Consider the following 19,276-nt stretch of genomic DNA (forward strand, 5'->3'; position numbering starts at 1 on the left):
CTTTCCCTAGAGTCGTGAAGAAAAAGCCAAGCCGATATCCTAGAAAAAACAATGCCGCTCACCTTAAGTGAACGGCAGCTTCCCTTTTTATTTGTGCGTGGTTTGCTTAAAGAGCTAAGAGCTAAGAGCTAAGAGCTAAGAGCTAAGACCAAAAGTTTATGATGCTTTGTTTTGCTCAGCTTTACATACTGCAGGAGTGAACACTACGTCAGTTGACCGTAGCTTGCTAGAGCATCGAAGCCCGTTGTTACGAATGTGGTTGAAACAAGATCAAAGATACCAAATCCAACTATACACTAGTGGAGTGGGCTGTCATATTAGCGGGATCTTAGAGGGTGCCTAGGGATTATTTGCTTTTAGGGTGATTGTTTGCGATATGCGGTAATTTCGGTAATTGCAGTGATTATTTGCTGTTGGTTTTTTGTTGTGAAGTATGCGCTATATCTGTTTTTTTATCTTACTTATTGGTGTGTTGGATGGGTCTCTGTTACTTTTAATGTGATATTGAGAATGAATGATATAAAGCTAGTGTCCAAACGTGACTAAGAGGTTATGAATACTCAATAAGCCTACTTTAGTTGGTGTAAGCATGCTCAATCGCTATTTTCTTCGTCATGATAAGACTGAATTGCAATCGTGAGTATTTTACAAATATCGGGCAGTTTAAAATCTATTCTTAAATGGTATTAAAATCGTTTGTGGTGTTAATTCTTCGTGGTTTTTATGTGTGATGAAGGAGGGGAAATGAAAAGAACTTTCGTTGTTTTACTTGGGGGTCTCCTTATCGGATGTCGTGATGGTGAGACTGAGTTTAGCTTTACACCAGATCCTGAAGAATCATCGCCGACTCCTACTGTTTTCGAAACTCAAATTGGAGGGATTAGTTTAAAAGGTCTCAAAGAACCAGTAAGCACTGTTGCCCCTTCAACCTCAACGACTATCTCATCATTTTCTGAGACAGAGCAAAATACGAAGCTAGTCACAATAGAAACGTTCAAAGGGATACCCTACGCTTACTCGGGCGATAGTCGTAAAGATGATTTTTTCTTCGGTGCCCCAGAGCGTTTTAAGCACAGTGTCATGCTGCCTCTAGCAGAAGCTGTAACGGAAAATAATGCGTTTACAGATTTTGGTGACGTATGTCCCCAGTTTGGTTCATCAGAAAATTACTCAGAAACTTGCCTTTTCCTTAATATATGGCGGCCAAATAATACGGTCGGCAGTGATAAACTCCCGGTGTACGTTTATGTTCATAGTGGTTCGTTTGAAACGGGATCCGGTCATTTGCCTAATATTATTCCTGATGTTGCCGTTGCGCAAAGTACGATGGGTGATAGCGAATTTATCGCCGTCACTTTCAATTATCGTCTTGGTTTATTAGGAAAACGTTGGATTGAAGATAAGGGGAATACTAAAGGGGGAAACTTTTCTCTGGGGGATCAAAAGCGTGCACTTGAATGGGTGAATCAATACATAGATGATTTTGGCGGTGATAGCGCTAACGTGACGGTGTTTGGGCAAGGCTCTGGGGCGACATCAATTAACGCTCTTCAACAATCAACGACCGAAGACCGCCAACCTGAAGATGATGTTGCAGGTCGTTTCTTTAGCAGAGCGATTATGCAAAGTTTACCTATTGGTCTCTCATTTGAGTCATACGCGGCCGCCCAAAACCAGTTTGATACGTTGGAAAAGGAGATGGCAACACTTTATCCAGATCTAACTATCAATCAATTGACAGTTGAACAAGTTTTAGAACTTCAAAAACAAGTAAAGGCAGAAATTACGGGACGTTTGTTTGGATTACCCGACCAAACAATTGAAAATATGGTAAGTGATATTTTGGGGTGGATTGACGAGGGTGATAGCACTGAGTCCATTGTTGCAAAACTGGGTTTGAAATACGCATCAGATATCGCTTCGATAGAACCGAGAGCTAAACTACTACCTTTCGCGCCATATATTGAATCACATCGTGAGTGTGTAAAAACCTTTTTGGGAGTTTGCACAGGATATGAAGATTACCCAGGTTACCACGTGACCTCTTTTGCGCATGAAACACCGTTAAAAGTACCTTCCATTATTGGTTTCAATAATAATGAAACAGATAGCTATATAGCAGAATTGAAATTACTATTTTTAATTAACGTTGAACTACTATCTGGGGTTAAGTTGATTGACGTCGTGCTATTCCTTATTGGAGATACCAATGATATTCGAGATTTACCAAGTATTCCTGATATCCCAGCATACACATTAATTTCATCAATTTTATTCATTGATCGTTTGACTGACACGCCTTTACGTCTGGATGATTTTTCACCTTCGACAACTCCAACAACACTTGAAGGAGTTAAGGAAGATCTAGGTAAATTTAATAAACTGAACAACCAACTACTGTATAAATGTGCAATTCGTGATTATGCAAAATCCGTTACCCATGATGTTGTGCCGACTTTATATCACTTTGATTACGTTGCGGGCTTTAATAATGAACTCATTGAAGGATCAATTTTTGATACGATAGGCAACCTAGCTTGCTTTGGTGGGAAAGCATGTAATCAAGCTGAAATTCCATTTATATTTAACCGATTATATAACCAAAGTGGTGATACTATTTCTCCAGAACAAGGTGATTTGTTACTTATGGGGAAAATGTCCCGTTTTTGGTTTAGTGATGATTTATTCGATCCTGAATATCGATATCAAGAAAATACAGACAATATCTTAGTTATATCTAATACCTCTGATGGTAGTGGAGAAATCAATAAAAACATCACAGATTGGGATGCTACGGTTAATTTTGGTATTGATGATAATACCTTACAAGGTATTTGCGATGGCATGTACTAAGTTGGATGTTATTTAGCTACAGTGGAGGTAGGAACTATGCTTTATAGAGTAAAAAGTTCGAGTAGGAGTGGTATTAAAAAAAAACGGTTAAAGTTGTTTTTTGTTTTACCTAGTTTTAAGTGTTACTTAAGTGTTTTTGTGTTTTTTCTAGCGTTCTTTAATTTTGCTAGTGCAGAAGAGGTGTCAATTTTTGAACAGTATGGAATACCTGAACACCTACCTAAATATGGTATTAGTACTTTATCTCAGGGAGAGCATATTGTTGAACACATTCATAAAGAAACTTTAATTGATGGTGAGCCCTCGTCCTCATCTTTTTATTTGGTTCAAACAACTGATTTAAAAGGTAATATTGATTTAAGACTTAAGTACTTTATGAGTCAAATCTCTCAAGTCGATGGTGAGCCTTCACTGTCTGAGGACGGTGGGGCGATTGATTCTATAGAATATTTAACCAAAACAGAATACCGACTTAGATTTTACTCTGAAAGTTATGATCGGTCATCGGTTACAGTTGAAAATTTGGATGATCGCCGTTCAGTTATTCGTTTTAATTATTCAAAATACCAACTACCTCAGGACGTCGCTTACTTTCGGTTCATGAGAGTCGCTATACATGTTTTAGACCGCCAGCCTACAAAAATGGTGATCACAAATTCATCTCCATTTACCTACGGAAGTTATAATATTGATGATTATAGACAAGAAGTTTTATTTAGCTATTTCGACAATGGCTCTCTTTATGTCACCAGTAAAATTATTGCGGCGAAAGGAATGACTAAAGAAAACGAAGAGGTTGACCTTACTGTTACTATGAAACCTGTAGCTTTTTATGATGACGTAGACGGCGCTAAGATTATCGATATTCAAAAGCTTGAAGAAGTATCTGATCCTCGTATTCGGGAGGAAAAAGTCGAAGTCGATAGCTTCTTTCCGTTGATGGGCGACTTAGTCCGTAGGCAAGGAATTGATATCCCTCTTCCTTATGGGGTCTCTGTGGCTTATCGTAATCAAGATATGAATTTAGGCTTCAGATCTTTTAATTTAGGTTTGGGAGCGTTAGGGCTTCAGAATTTAGATAAGGATTTTGAACCGAGTGAGACTTTTGCGAAAGTTCACGCTGAGAGCTTTACAGTTAGGGGGGATGTATACATTTTACCTTTTTGGAATATTTACGGACTGGCTGGGAAAATTAAGGTTAGAGCAAATATTGATGCACAATATACATCAGAAAGTTTAAATGAAATTAAAGATAGCTTAAACGGCATTGACCCTGGATTAGGCGATGGCTTATGTGATGCGTTAACAAAAGAAGGGCTTCCTTTGTGTAGTTCTGGTAGGTTAAACCTTCCTTTAAGCCTTGATTACGATTTGGTGGGCTTGGGTACAACGTTAGCAGTTGGTTACAAAGAATATTTTGCTACCCTTAATATGACAGTTTCTCAAACACGATTAGAGGGCTCATCGAGTTGGGGTGAACCTTTGTTAGTTGTTCAGCCAATGGTTGGATATCAACTTGTTGATTATAGAGCTCAAATTCTTGTCGGAGCAGAATATCAAGGTTTAGATTCTACGTTATCGGGTAACCTAGGGTATGTTGATGCGTTACAAGGTGATTTTAGTTACGATGTTGATGTTTCTTTAAACCAATGGGCCTATCTAGTTGGTTTTAATAAACAACTCGGTAAACACTACAACATTACGGCACTTTATAATAAAGGTGAGACAAGAGAAGCATACACGGTTAGTTTAGGTTACCGATGGTAAATGGTCATAGCAAAAATTGTTACGAGGTGTTTTATTCTTTAACTTTTATTTGATTACTAAGACCATCCATTAGTGCGGTTGTGATTATTCCTTAAAGCGATATCCAAATAAACGCCCATATTAGAAGTTTACTCCTATTCATCCAATTCAATAGAAAATGATTACATGGGCTAGTTTTTACTTCAAATATTTATTCGGTTAGTTGTGTGCGTGGTTCATCTTTTTCATGCCACTCATCACTTTCTTCACTGGTGCATCAAAGGTCTGAGTTTCACCGTTCGCGTAAGTCAATGTTACCTCGATCTGCTCACCATCTTTTAGACCATTTTTTAGGTCTAACAACATGATGTGTAGGCTACCTGGTTTGAGTACCACTTCCCCATTTGCTGGGATTGTTATCTGTTGAATTTGGCGCATTTTCATCACATCGCCATCGACGATAACATCATGAAGCTCTACCTTTCCTGCTACAGGCGCTGTAGCAGAAACAATGTTGCGATCTTTGTTGCTGTGGTTCATTAGAGTTGTGAATACTGCGCTGTTCACTGCTGAAGGCGGTGTTGCACGAGCGTACGCGTCATGAACCATAATATCGCTATTAGCGTGAGCAAAGGGAGTGAGCAATAAGCTTGCTAGAGCGAGTGCTTTTATCTTCATGTAGTTGTCCTTATCTTGTATGTTTTTGGGGCGGGGACCTGATTTTTTTGATCGAACTTTATTCATTAATTGCTTTGTTTTTATGTTTTATTGCGTCAATGTGTTAATGGCCTTAACAATTGGCGCTGGCGTTAACGTATGCGGAACTTTGGTAATCAGTGTGCCGTCGGGTTTTAAAAAATAAAAATAGGAACTGTGGTCAAGGGTGTATTCCAACTCTGAACCTTCCAGTTTTGTTTTTCTGAATATTACACCGTAATTGTGTGCAAGCGTTGTTGTCACATCCAATGGACCACTTAGCCCTTCCATCATCGGGTGGAAGTATTGTGCGTATTCGTATGATGCTTCTGCTGCATCACGTTCAGGATCAAGTGAAACAAACACCGGCCGAATTTTGGCTTTTGCTTCATCGGAGACTTGGTTAAGTGCACCTGCTAACATCGCTAAAGAAGTCGGGCAGACATCTGGGCAGCGAGTGAAACCGAAGTAAACGATGCGAATTCTGTCATCGTTTTGGTCAAGGATTTCCGTTGGCTGATTATCTTTACCGAAAAGCGTAGTCGCGGAGAATTTTTGCTGTGCCGCGTGTTGTTGAGCTTCGTGTTGTCCATCAAGAAAGCTTTTGACACTAAAGCCAAGTACAAACGCTACCACTAATGCTAACGACCAATTTTTACTCATCTTGCCATCCTTATTGCAGGGTTTACGGTTTCAACACCATCGGTGAGTTCGCCAAGCCAAGTCATTTTATCCATGGTGCACACAGGTAAAATCACATCACCTTCGTAGGTATTATTGCCTATATTTTTTAACTGAAAACGTGCTGAACCCATGTCCATTTCTAAGCCAGAGAGCGACAACATCAAGGTATCAGACTTGGAACCTTGCCAGACCACTTTAATTTTAGTCGGGATCAGAGGTTGAACAGTTTCTCGTTCGAGCGTCATCATCACGGTTTTCTGCTCACAAGACGTTGTGGAAAGCATGCAGTAATTATCTAAGTTAACGTCAGCAGAGTTTTGCTCCATAGCGGATTTAAAATGCCCTATCGTGGGTTCAAATTGCTGGATCACTTGTGGTCCATAAAAGCCAGCCACTAGGGCGATACCAACCGCTGCAACCTTTATTGCTCGGTGCATGTCGTGTTCTCATCTAGTTTAATAGAGTCGTGATGTTATCATATCGATTAATAGGTGCTTGTATCAAAAAGCAATTTTGTGGCTATGGTAGGTATAAAAAAGCGAAACTATTCGCTTCGCTTTCATGGAGTCTAAACGAGACGTTGATTGTTTGATATGTTGATTGTTTCGTTAGTCCGATAACATACCCGCAGTCTCAGTGAGAATAGTTATTCAGCATTACGCTCTGCAAACTTTTCTAAGCCAAGGACCAAGGCGATAGCTGCAACCATCATAATCACTGCAAAACCCAGTTGAGAAGGCTGAGAGGTCACGGCTTCGAAATTGAAAGGAGATAGGTTCTCTTGAATCAGAGGCTCCTGCTCACCTTTCGAGTTGGTACGCCAGCTGATGGTCTCTTTCCACGGCCAAATCTTAGGCAGCGTACCTATCATCAAACCGGTTAAAAACACTAATGTAAAATCGCGGAATGAACGCAATAGCCAAGAGAGTACGTGTGAGAAGGTCAGTAAGCCAATCACACAACCACCAAGGAAAAGGGCAAGTACATCAATTTGAAACTCTTTCACTGCGCCCAATACCGGAGCATACATACCAATCAATAGCAGAATAAAACTACCTGATATACCCGGTAAAATCATCGCACAGATCGCGATAGCGCCTGCGATGAGAACGTTGATGCTGGTTGGTTCCATTTGTAAGGGGTTAAGTACAGTAATGCTATAAGCGAAAGCAACGCCGAGCAGTAAAAATACGAATCGAATAATATCGCGCTTCTCGACTTGCTTAAGAATATGGAAAACCGATACCAAGATCAGGCCAAAGAAGAACGACCACAGCGGTACAGGGTGGGTGACCAATAACCAAGAGATGAGTTTTGCCAATGTGGCGATACTGGTGAAAACACCGGCAAACAGTGATATCAAGAACAAACCATTGATGTGGTTAAAGGCGGCTTTGAAGCCTTCGCGTTTCCATAAGCCAAGTACGCTTGGGTTAATTCTTCGAATGCTTTCCAGCAGCGTATCGTAGATGCCAGTGATAAAAGCGATAGTTCCGCCAGAGACGCCCGGGACAACATCAGCAGCGCCCATTGCCATACCTTTAAAGAAAGTACTTAAGTAATTCATTGCTTCATAGATTTGAGAGTGATGTCGTGCAGTATACAAACTTTGGTGTAAAAAAGTATGCATATGCAATCGAAGAAGCGCACTTATTCTCAAATGTGTTAGGAACTGCGTGGAATGTTATCTTTCTCTAATATAGCCAATGCAATGAGTTCCTGGGTGATTGTTATTAATTACCAGTGAAACTGATTTCTTATTTATATTGCATTTTAATTGCAATATGCAAATGCAGATTGCAACGTATGGACTGAACTTGTCTCTTTTATGCGCTGCAACGCTTATAAAACGTAGAATAAAAGTTGGCACGTTAACTGCTTTAATTAAATTGACCCTTCTTAAGCCGAGGGTCACCTAGCCAACTGACGTTGTTAGTGAACCAATGATTTGTTCACAAATATATATAGCCAATCGCGATTATTGCGGTAGGCTATTTTTTTGGCCGTTTGGCTCTCTGCGATTTCCTCCATGCTCCAAGCAAAAAAGCTAGCCACCATCGGCGACTAGCTTAAGCTTTTCTCGAATCTCGAATCTCGAATCTCGAATCTCGAATCTCGAATCTCGAATTCGCTCTAATATCCCATTAACTGTAGCAAGTTCTCCGCTGTGCTTATCGCTTCTTTGCGGTTCGCAATATTGAGCTTTTGATAGAGGTTACGAATGTGGGTCTTGATAGTGGTACCCGCCACATCGAGCTCTTGCGCGATCTGCTCGTTACTGAACCCAGAATAGATGAGACCAAGTACCTGCCATTCACGTTGGGTGAGTGGGCTGGTGCGCACCAACTCAGGGATATTAGGGTGATTGACTAAGTTCTCTACAAAATCTTCATCAAAGTGAACTGAGCGGCTACGTTGGGTAGTGGAGATATCTTTGATGATTTGTTGCGCGCGATGACGCTCTAAATCGCCCAAGCCTGGTTTGTTGCTCAACTTATCCAAGATATGTCCGATAGTCGCGCCATCGACCAAGAAGTTACCGACCATTCCTGTTTGGTTAGTCATTTGTAAGGCTTCTTCAAGCAATACGCGTGCATTGTCTTCATCTTTCACTTGAATACGTAATACCGCTTCAACAATTAAGTTTCGGTTGGTATCAGTGATCAGGTGTGAACGCTGTGCTTCGCTTTTCAAGAAGGTTAACGCTTCTTCGGCTTCTTCGTATTGTTCAAGGATGATGTGAGCACGTACGATATTTCTCCATTGAAGCTGGCAGAAGTGGTTGCTGGCCGATTCAGGCTGAACCGCCACATTCACCCAGTCTTTAATCGCATCTTTATTGCCTTTGACTTGCCAGAACAAGATCAGAGAAAGAGAAGCGTTGGCTGTCCAATCTACGTGGTAAGTCGATTGGCGCAATAAGTGCTGAATTTGATCAATAAACTTCGAGGCCTTATCAATCTCCCCTCGGCTTAATGCAATTCTGGCCAGCATTGAATAGCAGTGTAGGTGTTTGCTTGGAGAGTGGTGACCAAGAATATCTAGGCCTTTGTAACAACACTCTTCGGCTTCATCTAATCGGTTCCAACACCAGAAAATCTGGGCTCGTACACGCAGCAAGAACTCATGCAGAGGCACGTATTGTAGCTGATGCTCTTCAATTAATTTAAACGCACTGTCTTGCAATTCAAATGCCGCCTGCACGTAACCCTGAGCAATTAAGATTTCACTTTGTTGGAGAATCGCCCACAGTGCCTGGTGGTAAACCTGATGCTGACGCGCCAGTTTTTCTGTTTGCTGCATCATCGGCAGGGCACGGCTGAGGTTGCCCATAACGTGATTGACTTCACCAACCACAGAGGTCGCAACAATGCGGCTACGATAAACCGTGGTGTTTAATTGACTCAGTGAAAGCTCGGCTAACTCTAACGCTTTTGCCGGTTCATTACTGTTGATTGCCACTTGGGCGCGTAGAGCATTGTATTGACCTTGCTGTTGGGTATCGAGGTCAATATTTCGCTCTCGATACTGAGTCTCTGCTTCTTCGAGCAAAGTACCGACTTGATCGAAACGGTGCTGGCTTTGCGCAAGCCACGCACGTAACATCGACAGTTTAGGTTCACTGTAAAGCTGATCGGTGGTGAGTTGTTTGATTGCCATCTCTAATGAAGACAGCTCGCCTTGGTTGAACATAGGCCAGCCGTGTTCGGTCAGGATTTTGATGATCAGTTTTGGGTCTTCAGCACGCTGTGCATGTCGAAGTGCTTGATGCGGGGTATCTTGTTTGATCCACGCTTTTGCAGCACTTCGATGCAACTCTGATTCTTGTTGAGGAATACGAGCTTGGCGTTCGTGTTCCAAAAATTCACCAAACAAGTTGTGGAAGCGATACCAGTTCTTTTCGCCCTCAAGCGGATAGATGAATAAGCCGAAACGGTTGAGGGATTCGATCATACCGAGCGCATCTTCGCGCTGAGTGAGAGCATAAACCAGTTCATCATTAAAGTGATCGAGGACTGAACACTGCATTAAAAACTGTCGGGTCTCTTCATCCAGCAGGTCGAATACCTCTTCCACAAGGTAATCCCACAAATGAGCATGGTTAAAATGAGAGAACGACTCTGCCGATTGTACTAGAGTACGTTTTTGGTGCTGGGCTTGAAGTGCTATGAGCTGTAATGCAGAAGGCCACCCCTCGACATAACTACAAATACTGTCGGCAGTAGTGTCATCAATACCATCGGCGACCCGTTGGTTGAAGAAACGGGTTGTCTCTTCAGTATCAAACGCTAGCGAGTCATTGCCTAGCTCGATCATCAAATCACGAACGCGCAGGTTAGCGGTGCCCAGTGGCGGTGTACCACGACTGGTCACAACCAGTGTCAGGTTGTCGGGCATGTGCTTGAGGAAGAAGCGCATTGCTTCGTGAATGTCGTCATTGTTGACCAAGTGATAGTCATCCAACACCAGAAAACATTCGTGATGGAAATCAGACATCTCTGCGAACACCTCACTCAATAAAGAGTGCAGCGATGAAAATTGTCGCTTTTCTGCCAGCTTTTGAGCATTAGGGCAGGCATTTTGAGTCGCTTTATTTAGGGATTGCAGTAGGTAGTTGATAAAGCGGAAAGCATCGTTATCACTATCGTCGATGCTGTACCAACCCACATTGGGTCTATCTACCAGCCATTGTGCAGCCATGGTGGTTTTTCCGTATCCCGCTGGAGAGCGGAACAGTACCAGCTTATAGCAATCTGCATTATGCAGCAGATCGAGAACTCTAGGCCGCAGGATTGCGTTGTGTAAGCGGCCGGGACGGGTCAGTTTCGAAGGGATCCACATATCGAAGTTGTTCACCTATTTGATGGCGATGTCTGGATTATCTCAATCTATCGTTGAGTGCATGCCGCTGACATTCGCCTAATTACTTAAGTCTTTGCCGATATTACGTGAAGCCAAACGGCACCGACTATCCTCCTCCTTAGAAACCTTGCACTGCTGCATGTTTTTGGCACTCTACGCCCTTTTTTTGTGATAATTGTCACGTTATGTCTTAGGATGTTAATGTGATGTTGTTCATGTCTGCACGGCAATTTGTGCAAAAGATAAAATCTGGAAAATATTTTTGTGATATGAAACGCAGATTTTACAATGTTCTGGATTTGGTTAAATAAAACTCACATCAATTGACGTTAAGTTATCGAACGGGAGCTTGTGATCATCATCACTCCAAGTTTTTGTTCGAAGCCAGAACATGAGAGTCAGATCACTAACCTTATGTTGGTACGCCCCCTACGCCCTCCTATCTACTCCTAGTTAGCCCCGTGATCAGGAGGATGCTTAGTTTATGGTGACGATGCACGATATGTCACAGATGAATTAGAACTATTAAAAGCGAGATTTCTGAAATGAAACCAACTCAGCAAAAAACTTTCGACAAAGTGTCGTTCCAAGAAAGCGTTAAGAAACATCTATCTGCAACCTACGCAACCACCATTGAAAGCGCAGATAGCCGCGCATGGTACCTTGCAATGGGCCGCGCACTAGCAGAATTGACAACATTAGACCTGCTAGAAACGGAAAATGATGAAAAAATTAAGAACGCGAAGAGCGTTAACTACTTATCACTAGAGTTTTTGATTGGTCGCCTAACCGGTAACAACCTAATCAGCATGGGCCTGTATGAGCAAATCACTCATGCCATGGAAGAGCTGGGCCAAAACCTGACAGACCTTCTCGAAGAAGAGCGCGATCCATCACTTGGTAATGGTGGTCTTGGTCGTCTTGCTGCTTGTTTCATGGATTCTTGTGCAGCTCAAGAATACCCAACGGTCGGCTACGGTCTTCACTATGAATACGGCCTATTCAAACAGTCTTTCCAAGATGGTCGTCAACAAGAAGCACCGGATGCATGGCGTGGCGTTGAAGGTTACCCTTGGGAAGTAGCTCGTCCGGAACTGGCACAACACATTGGTTTTTACGGTCATGTCGATGTTAAATTCGTTGACGGTAAAGAAGTTCGTACTTGGGTTCCGGGTATGGAAGTAAAAGCAATGCCTTGGGATCTGCCAATTGTTGGTTACGAGTCAAACACGGTATACCCACTGCGTCTTTGGGAATGTCAGGCAATCGCACCATTCTCACTAGCAAGCTTTAACAACGGTGACTACTTCGAAGCGCAACACTCGCTAATCGATGCAGGTAACATCACTAAGGTTCTTTACCCGAACGACAACCACGAGAAGGGTAAGACACTGCGTCTAATGCAGCAGTACTTCCACTCAGCAGCATCGGTTCGCGATATTCTACGTCGCCACGAAGCAGCAGGTTTCTCTCTAGAAGATCTGCCTAAGCAAGAAACGATTCAGCTTAACGATACGCACCCAACGATCGCGATTCCTGAGCTAATGCGCATCCTGATCGACGAGAAAGGCCTATCTTGGGATCAAGCATGGGAAATCAGTGCTCACACGTTCGCTTACACGAACCACACACTACTTCCAGAAGCGCTAGAGACTTGGTCTGAATCTTTGATCAATCGTCTTCTTCCACGTCACATGGAAATCATTTTTGAAATCAACCACCGCTTCATGCAAGAAGTTCGCAAGATGTGGCCTGGTGACGGTGAGAAGCAAGCGAAGCTTTCTATCATCCAAGAAGGTTTCCACCGTATGGTTCGCATGGCAAACCTATGTGTGATTGGTTCTTACAAAGTAAACGGTGTAGCTGCGCTTCACTCTCAACTGGTTAAGAAAGACTTGTTCCCTGAGTTCAACGAAATCTTCCCAGGTAAACTGACTAACGTAACGAACGGCATCACGCCACGTCGTTGGTTGAAGTTCTGTAACCCAGGTCTATCTACGCTAATTACTGGCAAGATCGGTACTGAGTGGCCTGCAAAACTTGAGCAGCTAGAAGGCATCGCTAAGTTTGCCACAGACGCGAAATTCCAAAAAGAATTCATGGCTGTTAAGAAAGAAAACAAACAGCGCCTTGCTGATTGGGTTCAAGAGAACATGGGTATCGAGCTAGATACTAACGCTATCTTCGACGTTCAAATCAAGCGTCTGCACGAGTACAAGCGTCAGCACTTAGATTTGCTACACATTCTATCTCTGTACCACCGTATTCTTAACGAACCTGGTTTCGAGTGTGAGCCTCGCGTATGTTTCTTCGCAGCGAAAGCAGCACCGGGTTACCACCTAGCGAAAGAGATCATCTTCGCAGTTAACAAGATTGCAGAGAAGATCAACAACGATCCTCGCATCGGCAACAAGCTTAAAGTGGTATTCATCCCTGACTACCGTGTAAGCATGGCTGAAATCATCATCCCTGCAGCAGACGTTTCTCAGCAAATCTCGCTGGCTGGTAAAGAAGCATCAGGTACGGGCAACATGAAGATGGCTCTAAACGGCGCTCTAACTATCGGTACGATGGATGGCGCGAACGTTGAGATTCGTGAAGAAGTTGGCGATGAGAACATCTACATCTTCGGCCTAGACGTTGATGGCGTTCAAGCACTGAAAGCTCAGGGCTACAACCCATACGACTACTACAATGCAGACCCACTACTGAAAGCATCTCTAGACCTACTAACTGGCGATGAGTTCACTCCAGGTCAACCAGGTCTTCTACGTGCAACGTTTGATAGCCTGCTAGACGGTGGTGACCCATACCTATGTCTTGCTGACTTCGCATCTTACGTGAAAGCGCACGAAGACATGGGCACGCAATACAAAGACCAAGCAGGTTGGGCTAAGAAAGCGATTCTTAACACAGCATTGGTTGGTAAGTTCACATCAGACCGCTCTATCCGCGACTACGTGAACAACATCTGGAAACTAGAAGCGGTTAATCGTTAATAGTTCCCAAGCAGCCAAGGCAGTCTCTGCCTTGGCTCAATTAGCTTGTGAGCAAACAGACGGCTTATCCGATAGCAATGCTTACAAACTGATTGTCACAAGCTAATTGATTAGTAAAAAATTAAATAAACAACCCTACAAAAATTGAAAGCGTCAGAACGTTTTCGGAGAGAGCGATGAAAGAACAGACCGTATTAAAACAAGTCGCAGAAATGGCAAACATTGCCGACAGTTACGTTAGTGCGTGGGGCGATGAAGCACAGGTATCAGACGAAACTATTACGTCTCTATTAGCTTCATTGGGCTACGATACAAGCAGCGATGATGCACTATTAAAGTCAGCAGAAAGAAAACACAAAAAAGATGTACTAGACCCAGTTCTTGTCTTGCGTGACGGTGAGCCAGTAGAAGTGGCGCTAAATTTAGGTGTTAGTGCTCGTGAAAGCGAGTTCAGCTGGCGCTTAGAAACCGAGCAAGGAGAGGTACTCGAAGGCTATCTTCAATCTCAAGTCGTTCGTGATGAGCGTGCCGAGGGTGGCCCTTTAGTGTTTGCATTGCCAAGTGATTTGGCATGGGGTTATCACAAGCTAATTGTGAGCCGTAAGCGCCGTAAGAAGCCTTACGAGATGACACTGATCATTACGCCAAAAGCGTGTTTCAAGCAGTCTCCAATTGAGCAAGGCAAAAAGCTTTGGGGACCAAGTGTTCAGCTTTATACACTAAGAACGCAGCACAACTGGGGTATTGGTGACTTCGGTGATCTAAAACAGTTGGTTGCTGACATCGCGTCTCGCGGCGGTGACTTCGTTGGTCTAAACCCGATTCACTCCTTGTTCCCTGCGAACCCTGAAGGTGCGAGCCCGTATAGCCCGTCGTCACGTCGTTGGTTGAACATCTTATACATTGATGTGAGCTCAGTACCTGAATTTGCATTAAGTGCAGAAGCACAACAAACCGTAGGCAGCGCAGAGTTCCAACAGCGTCTACAGAAAGCTCGTGACGCACACTGGGTGAACTACACCGAAGTGTCTGAGCTGAAGATGAGCATCTTGCCTCTGTTATTCGCAGAATTTAAGACTCGTCACCTAGACAAGAACAGCGATCGTGCACAAGCCTTCCTAGCATTTGTGGAAGAGGGCGGCGATAGCCTGATGCATCAAGCGGCGTTTGATGCGCTGCACGGTGAGCTGCATGCTGAAGATTCTGGCATGTGGGGATGGCCGGTATTCCCAGAGAAGTACCGTACATTCGACAGCCCAGCCACCCAGAAATACATTAAAGAGAACTTAGATAATGTTCACCTTTACATGTACCTACAATGGTTAGCCGATTGCCAGATCAACGACGCCCAGTCTCTTGCTGAAGAGAAAGGCATGGCGGTTGGCCTATACCGTGACTTAGCGGTAGGCGTTGCCGATTCAGGTAGTGAGACTTGGGCTGATGAAGGCAACCTAGTGATGGATGCAAGCATTGGTGCTCCACCAGATATCCTTGGTCCTTTGGGTCAGAACTGGGGTTTACCTCCGTTGAATCCAGAAGTGCTTCAAGAAACAAGCTACGACGCTTACATCAAGTTACTGCGTGCGAACATGAAACACTGTGGCGCATTGCGTATTGACCACGTGCTAGGTCTGCTACGTTTATGGTGGATTCCAAAAGGTGAAAACGCAACGAAGGGCGCGTACATCTACTACCCAGTACAAGACATGCTGTCGATTCTTGCGCTTGAATCTCACCGTTACCAATGTAGCGTTATCGGTGAAGATTTAGGTACGGTGCCAGATGAGATCGTAGACATCCTAGCAGATGCTGGCGTGCACTCTTACAAAGTGTTCTTCTTCGAAACATCGGAAGAAGACGGTGGTTTCATCTCACCGAAATATTATGCCTCTCAATCAATGGCGGCTCTGTGTACTCACGATATGCCAACACTGCGCGGCTTCTGGCATTGTGATGACTTAAAAATGGGTCAAGAGATCGGTTTATACCCAGATCCAGCGCAGCTAAACACCCTATTCGATGACCGTCTAGAGTGTAAGCAAGGTATCTTAGATTCTGTGGCATGGCATGGTTTCTTGCCTGAAGGTGTCGGTCGTGATGCTAGCCAAGTGCCTATGGATTCGTACCTTGCTGAAGCTCTTCAGTTGCACGTTGCGGCGGGTGATTCAACATTGCTCAGTGTTCAGCTTGAAGATTGGTTGGAGATGGATCAACCTGTGAACATTCCTGGTACGGTGGATGAATACCCGAACTGGCGTCGTAAGCTTTCAATGAACTTAGACGAAATTTTTGCGCATGAAGGCGTCAATAGAATCGCTTCTAAACTGACAGACGTTCGAGAAAACGCCAATAAATGATGACAGAGAGTGGCTTGAAAATACGTAGTTTTTTGTCTATGGCGTACAAAACTACAACTTCGGTCACTCAATAATGAATGTTCATCTGGTAGAATAAAACATCGTTATATTGCCCGCACTAATAGCGGGCATTTTTGTATTATATTTTTTGGATGTTTGGTTAGGGAGAAATGTTTTGGAACTAAGTTCGATTTCAAAGCAAAAACAAATATATACCCAACTATCACAGGCTTGTTTTACTGACCCATTTGCGTTTTTAGGACCGTACTTACCTTCTGACCAAGGTGCATTGCGTGTATGGATTCCAGGGGCAGATAAAGTCGAGCTGATCGTTGGAAAGGAACCTCGTATTGAATTGGTGCGAGAGGGTGAAAGTGGTTTCATCCTTGAGCAAGAGCGAGACTTACGTTTTACTCACTATAAGCTTGCGGTTGATTGGGCTGGCGTAGAGCAGATCATTGACGATCCCTACCAGTACCATGATCTTTACGCGAGTTATGAAGATCTTCATACACCGAAAGATATGTACCATCATATGGGCGCTCAGTTTATTACGCTAGAGCGCGATGGGCAGACAATTTCAGGCACTCGCTTCTTAGTCTATGCACCGCATGCAACGGCAGCAAGCCTAGTGGGTAACTTCAACTCTTGGGATGGTCGCCGCCACCCAATGCAACGCTTAGATTACGGTATGTGGGGCTTATTCATTCCTGAATTGGAAGAAGGCGCTCAATACAAGTTCGAATTGAAAGGACCAAATGGCGAAGGCTTACCACATAAGGCAGATCCATGGGGTTTCTACTCTGAGCAATACCCATCATTTTCATCGGTGACTTACGATCACGCTCGTTACCAGTGGCAAGATGCTAAGTGGCAGAATCGCCCTGTGACGCAAAAGCGTAAAGAAGCGCTTTCGTTTTATGAGCTGCACGCGGGTTCTTGGAAACGCAATGCTGAAGGTGAATTCTTAAACTACCGTGAGCTTGCGGCAGAGTTGATCCCATACTTAACAGATCTTGGCTACACGCACGTTGAGCTAATGCCAGTTTCAGAGCACCCATTCTATGGCTCTTGGGGTTATCAACCAGTAGGTTTATTTGCACCGACCAGTCGTTTTGGCTCTCCAGATGACTTCAAATACTTCGTCGATCAATGTCACCAAGCAGGTCTTGGCGTTGTTCTGGATTGGGTTCCTGCTCACTTCCCGAGTGATGATCACGGCTTAGCCAATTTCGATGGTACGCCACTGTTTCATGATCCAGATCCGCGTCGAGGTTGGCACCAGGATTGGAACTCGTACATTTACGATCTTGGTCGTGAGCATGTGCGTCGTTTCTTAGTGTCGAACGCGCTGTACTGGTTCGAGCAATTCCATATTGACGGTATCCGTGTTGATGCAGTAGCTTCGATGCTCTACCTCGATTATTCACGTAGCCATGATCAATGGATTCCGAACGTGGATGGTGGCAACGAAAATTACGATGCCATCGCAACCCTTAAGTGGATGAACGAAGAAGTGTACAAGCACTTCCCGAATGCAATGACCATTGCGGAAGAATCGACGGCGTTCCCTGGTGTTTCAGCACCGACCTTTATGGGCGGTTTAGGCTTCGGCTTTAAGTGGAACATGGGTTGGATGCACGATAGCTTGTCTTACATTCAAGAAGATCCAATCAACCGTAAATATCACCACGATACGATTACTTTCCCGCTGGTTTATGCACACAGTGAGAATTACGTATTGTCTCTGTCTCATGATGAGGTGGTTTACGGAAAGGGTTCTATCCATAACAAGATGCCGGGTGATGAATGGCAGCAAACGGCAAATTTACGTGCTTATATGGGCTACATGTACGCACAGCCGGGTAAAAAGCTGAACTTCATGGGCGCAGAATTTGGTCAAACGGGTGAATGGAACCACGATGATCAACTGCAATGGTTCTTGTTGGACTACGAACGCCATCAAGGTGTTCAGCGTTTGACCAAAGATTTGAACAATCTATACCGTTCTGAAGCCGCAATGCACGACCTTGATTTTGATCCGAGAGGCTTTGAATGGCGTCTGCAAGACTCTGCGGAAGCGAGCATTTTAGCTCATGAGCGTATTAGTGAGTCAGGTGAACGTGTGTTGATAGTGTCTAACTTTACCCCCGTCCCTCATGAGCACTTCCGCTTAGGGGTTCCTGCGAAAGGGACGTACTCGCTGTTGCTGAATACAGATTCAGATGACTATGCGGGCAGTGGCTTTAAAGTTAAGCAGGTTGCAAAGATTGAATCTGTGGAAAGCGAAGGCTTGGATACTTCGATTGAACTGCGTTTGCCACCACTATCAACGGTTTTCTACAAATTAGACTAGTCCAATTTACCGGCAGACTCGTTGAACTGAAATTATTAGCAAAGGGAGCCTTCGGGTTCCCTTTTCTTTTTCTATTTAACAAGCTTTAAGGTTGCTTGACATTGGTCAGATAGAACATTGAGCGACCTATTAGTGTTTCGAGAATTCGTACGGAATCATCGCCAAAACTGGCAAACATTTTCTCTCGAAATTGACCGCCAGAGCTGAAGGAAAACTGTTCGGGGCTCTTAACCTGAGAGGCGTGAAAAAACATCAGTTTAATCACATACCGGAAGTGCTGGTTATCGAGTGCATTCTGCCAAGATTGAACAAATACCTCTTCTGAAGAGAAGTCTAAGTTTTCAATCACAATCGACAACATGTGTTTGTGAAGCACTTTTCTGATTGCCCGCGTTGATGAATAATAACCCTGAAGTGTGGTCAAACTAATGCTAATTTCTTGAGCCACTCTTGCATAAGTGAGTGCTTCATGTCCTTCTGCTAGAAAAAGGTTGAGTATAATTTGATCGTAGTGCTTTTGATTTTCTAGCTTCTGTACTTGAGTGATTCGAGCCATTACCAATCTCTATTGGGTATAAGATTCTGCAAAAATAGTATGTTAAGAACTTCTTGAATAGAACTCAAACTAAAGGATTAAAAAAGTAATTAGGGCGTGTTGATCTTTGCTGTACATTTCGCGTTCAACAATACATCGGTAGCCACATCAACATGAATGCCAGCGA

Annotated in this window: 11 protein-coding genes; 5 read left to right on the forward strand and 6 right to left on the reverse strand. The window is 43.7% G+C overall.

What is annotated here, in order from left to right:
* Nucleotides 1-744 precede the first annotated feature (744 nt).
* Both Q1A70_RS14655 and Q1A70_RS14660 read left to right on the forward strand, forming a co-directional pair.
* Entirely contained in the window at nucleotides 745-2,853 is a 2,109-nt protein-coding gene (locus Q1A70_RS14655; protein WP_299692971.1) for a carboxylesterase family protein, read from the forward strand.
* 36 nt (nucleotides 2,854-2,889) lie between these two features.
* A complete protein-coding gene (locus Q1A70_RS14660) occupies nucleotides 2,890-4,620 on the forward strand; it encodes a hypothetical protein (RefSeq protein WP_299692974.1) in 1,731 nt (576 codons plus the stop codon).
* Nucleotides 4,621-4,818: 198 nt separating this feature from the next.
* On the opposite strand, the gene Q1A70_RS14665 is transcribed toward Q1A70_RS14660, so the two are convergent.
* From Q1A70_RS14665 to malT, 5 genes are all read right to left on the reverse strand, one after another.
* Nucleotides 4,819-5,277, reverse strand: coding sequence for a copper chaperone PCu(A)C (locus tag Q1A70_RS14665; protein ID WP_299692977.1), 459 nt, complete (start codon nucleotides 5,275-5,277; stop codon nucleotides 4,819-4,821).
* 87 nt (nucleotides 5,278-5,364) lie between these two features.
* Nucleotides 5,365-5,958, reverse strand: coding sequence for an SCO family protein (locus tag Q1A70_RS14670; RefSeq protein WP_299692980.1), 594 nt, complete (start codon nucleotides 5,956-5,958; stop codon nucleotides 5,365-5,367).
* The gene (locus Q1A70_RS14675; RefSeq protein ID WP_299692983.1) at nucleotides 5,955-6,416 is read right to left on the reverse strand and encodes a hypothetical protein; all 462 of its coding nucleotides are present in this window, start codon (nucleotides 6,414-6,416) and stop codon (nucleotides 5,955-5,957) included. Before Q1A70_RS14675 ends, Q1A70_RS14670 begins: the two co-directional genes overlap by 4 nt.
* A gap of 209 nt (nucleotides 6,417-6,625) precedes the next feature.
* A complete protein-coding gene (locus tag Q1A70_RS14680) occupies nucleotides 6,626-7,546 on the reverse strand; it encodes a DUF368 domain-containing protein (protein WP_299692986.1) in 921 nt (306 codons plus the stop codon).
* 566 nt (nucleotides 7,547-8,112) lie between these two features.
* On the reverse strand, nucleotides 8,113-10,821 hold the full coding sequence (malT, locus tag Q1A70_RS14685; protein WP_299692989.1) for an HTH-type transcriptional regulator MalT: 2,709 nt from the start codon (nucleotides 10,819-10,821) through the stop codon (nucleotides 8,113-8,115).
* A 566-nt stretch (nucleotides 10,822-11,387) separates the two neighbouring features.
* Here malT and Q1A70_RS14690 point away from each other — a divergent pair.
* From Q1A70_RS14690 to glgB, 3 genes are all read left to right on the forward strand, one after another.
* Complete coding sequence (locus tag Q1A70_RS14690) at nucleotides 11,388-13,841, forward strand: glycogen/starch/alpha-glucan phosphorylase (RefSeq protein ID WP_299692992.1); 2,454 nt, start codon at nucleotides 11,388-11,390, stop codon at nucleotides 13,839-13,841.
* Between the two features lie 176 nt (nucleotides 13,842-14,017).
* Nucleotides 14,018-16,198 carry a 4-alpha-glucanotransferase gene (gene malQ / locus Q1A70_RS14695; protein WP_299692995.1) on the forward strand — a complete coding sequence of 727 codons (2,181 nt, stop codon included), beginning with the start codon at nucleotides 14,018-14,020 and terminating at the stop codon, nucleotides 16,196-16,198.
* A gap of 175 nt (nucleotides 16,199-16,373) precedes the next feature.
* Nucleotides 16,374-18,554 (forward strand): 1,4-alpha-glucan branching protein GlgB, encoded by a 2,181-nt coding sequence (gene glgB / locus Q1A70_RS14700; RefSeq protein ID WP_299692998.1) that lies wholly within the window; start codon nucleotides 16,374-16,376, stop codon nucleotides 18,552-18,554.
* Nucleotides 18,555-18,639: 85 nt separating this feature from the next.
* Here the strand turns inward: glgB and Q1A70_RS14705 are convergent, their stop codons facing one another.
* On the reverse strand, nucleotides 18,640-19,110 hold the full coding sequence (locus Q1A70_RS14705; protein ID WP_299693001.1) for a TetR/AcrR family transcriptional regulator: 471 nt from the start codon (nucleotides 19,108-19,110) through the stop codon (nucleotides 18,640-18,642).
* Nucleotides 19,111-19,276: the final 166 nt, after the last annotated feature.

It is taken from the genome of uncultured Vibrio sp. (genome assembly GCF_947488985.1).
GTDB lineage: Bacteria > Pseudomonadota > Gammaproteobacteria > Enterobacterales > Vibrionaceae > Vibrio.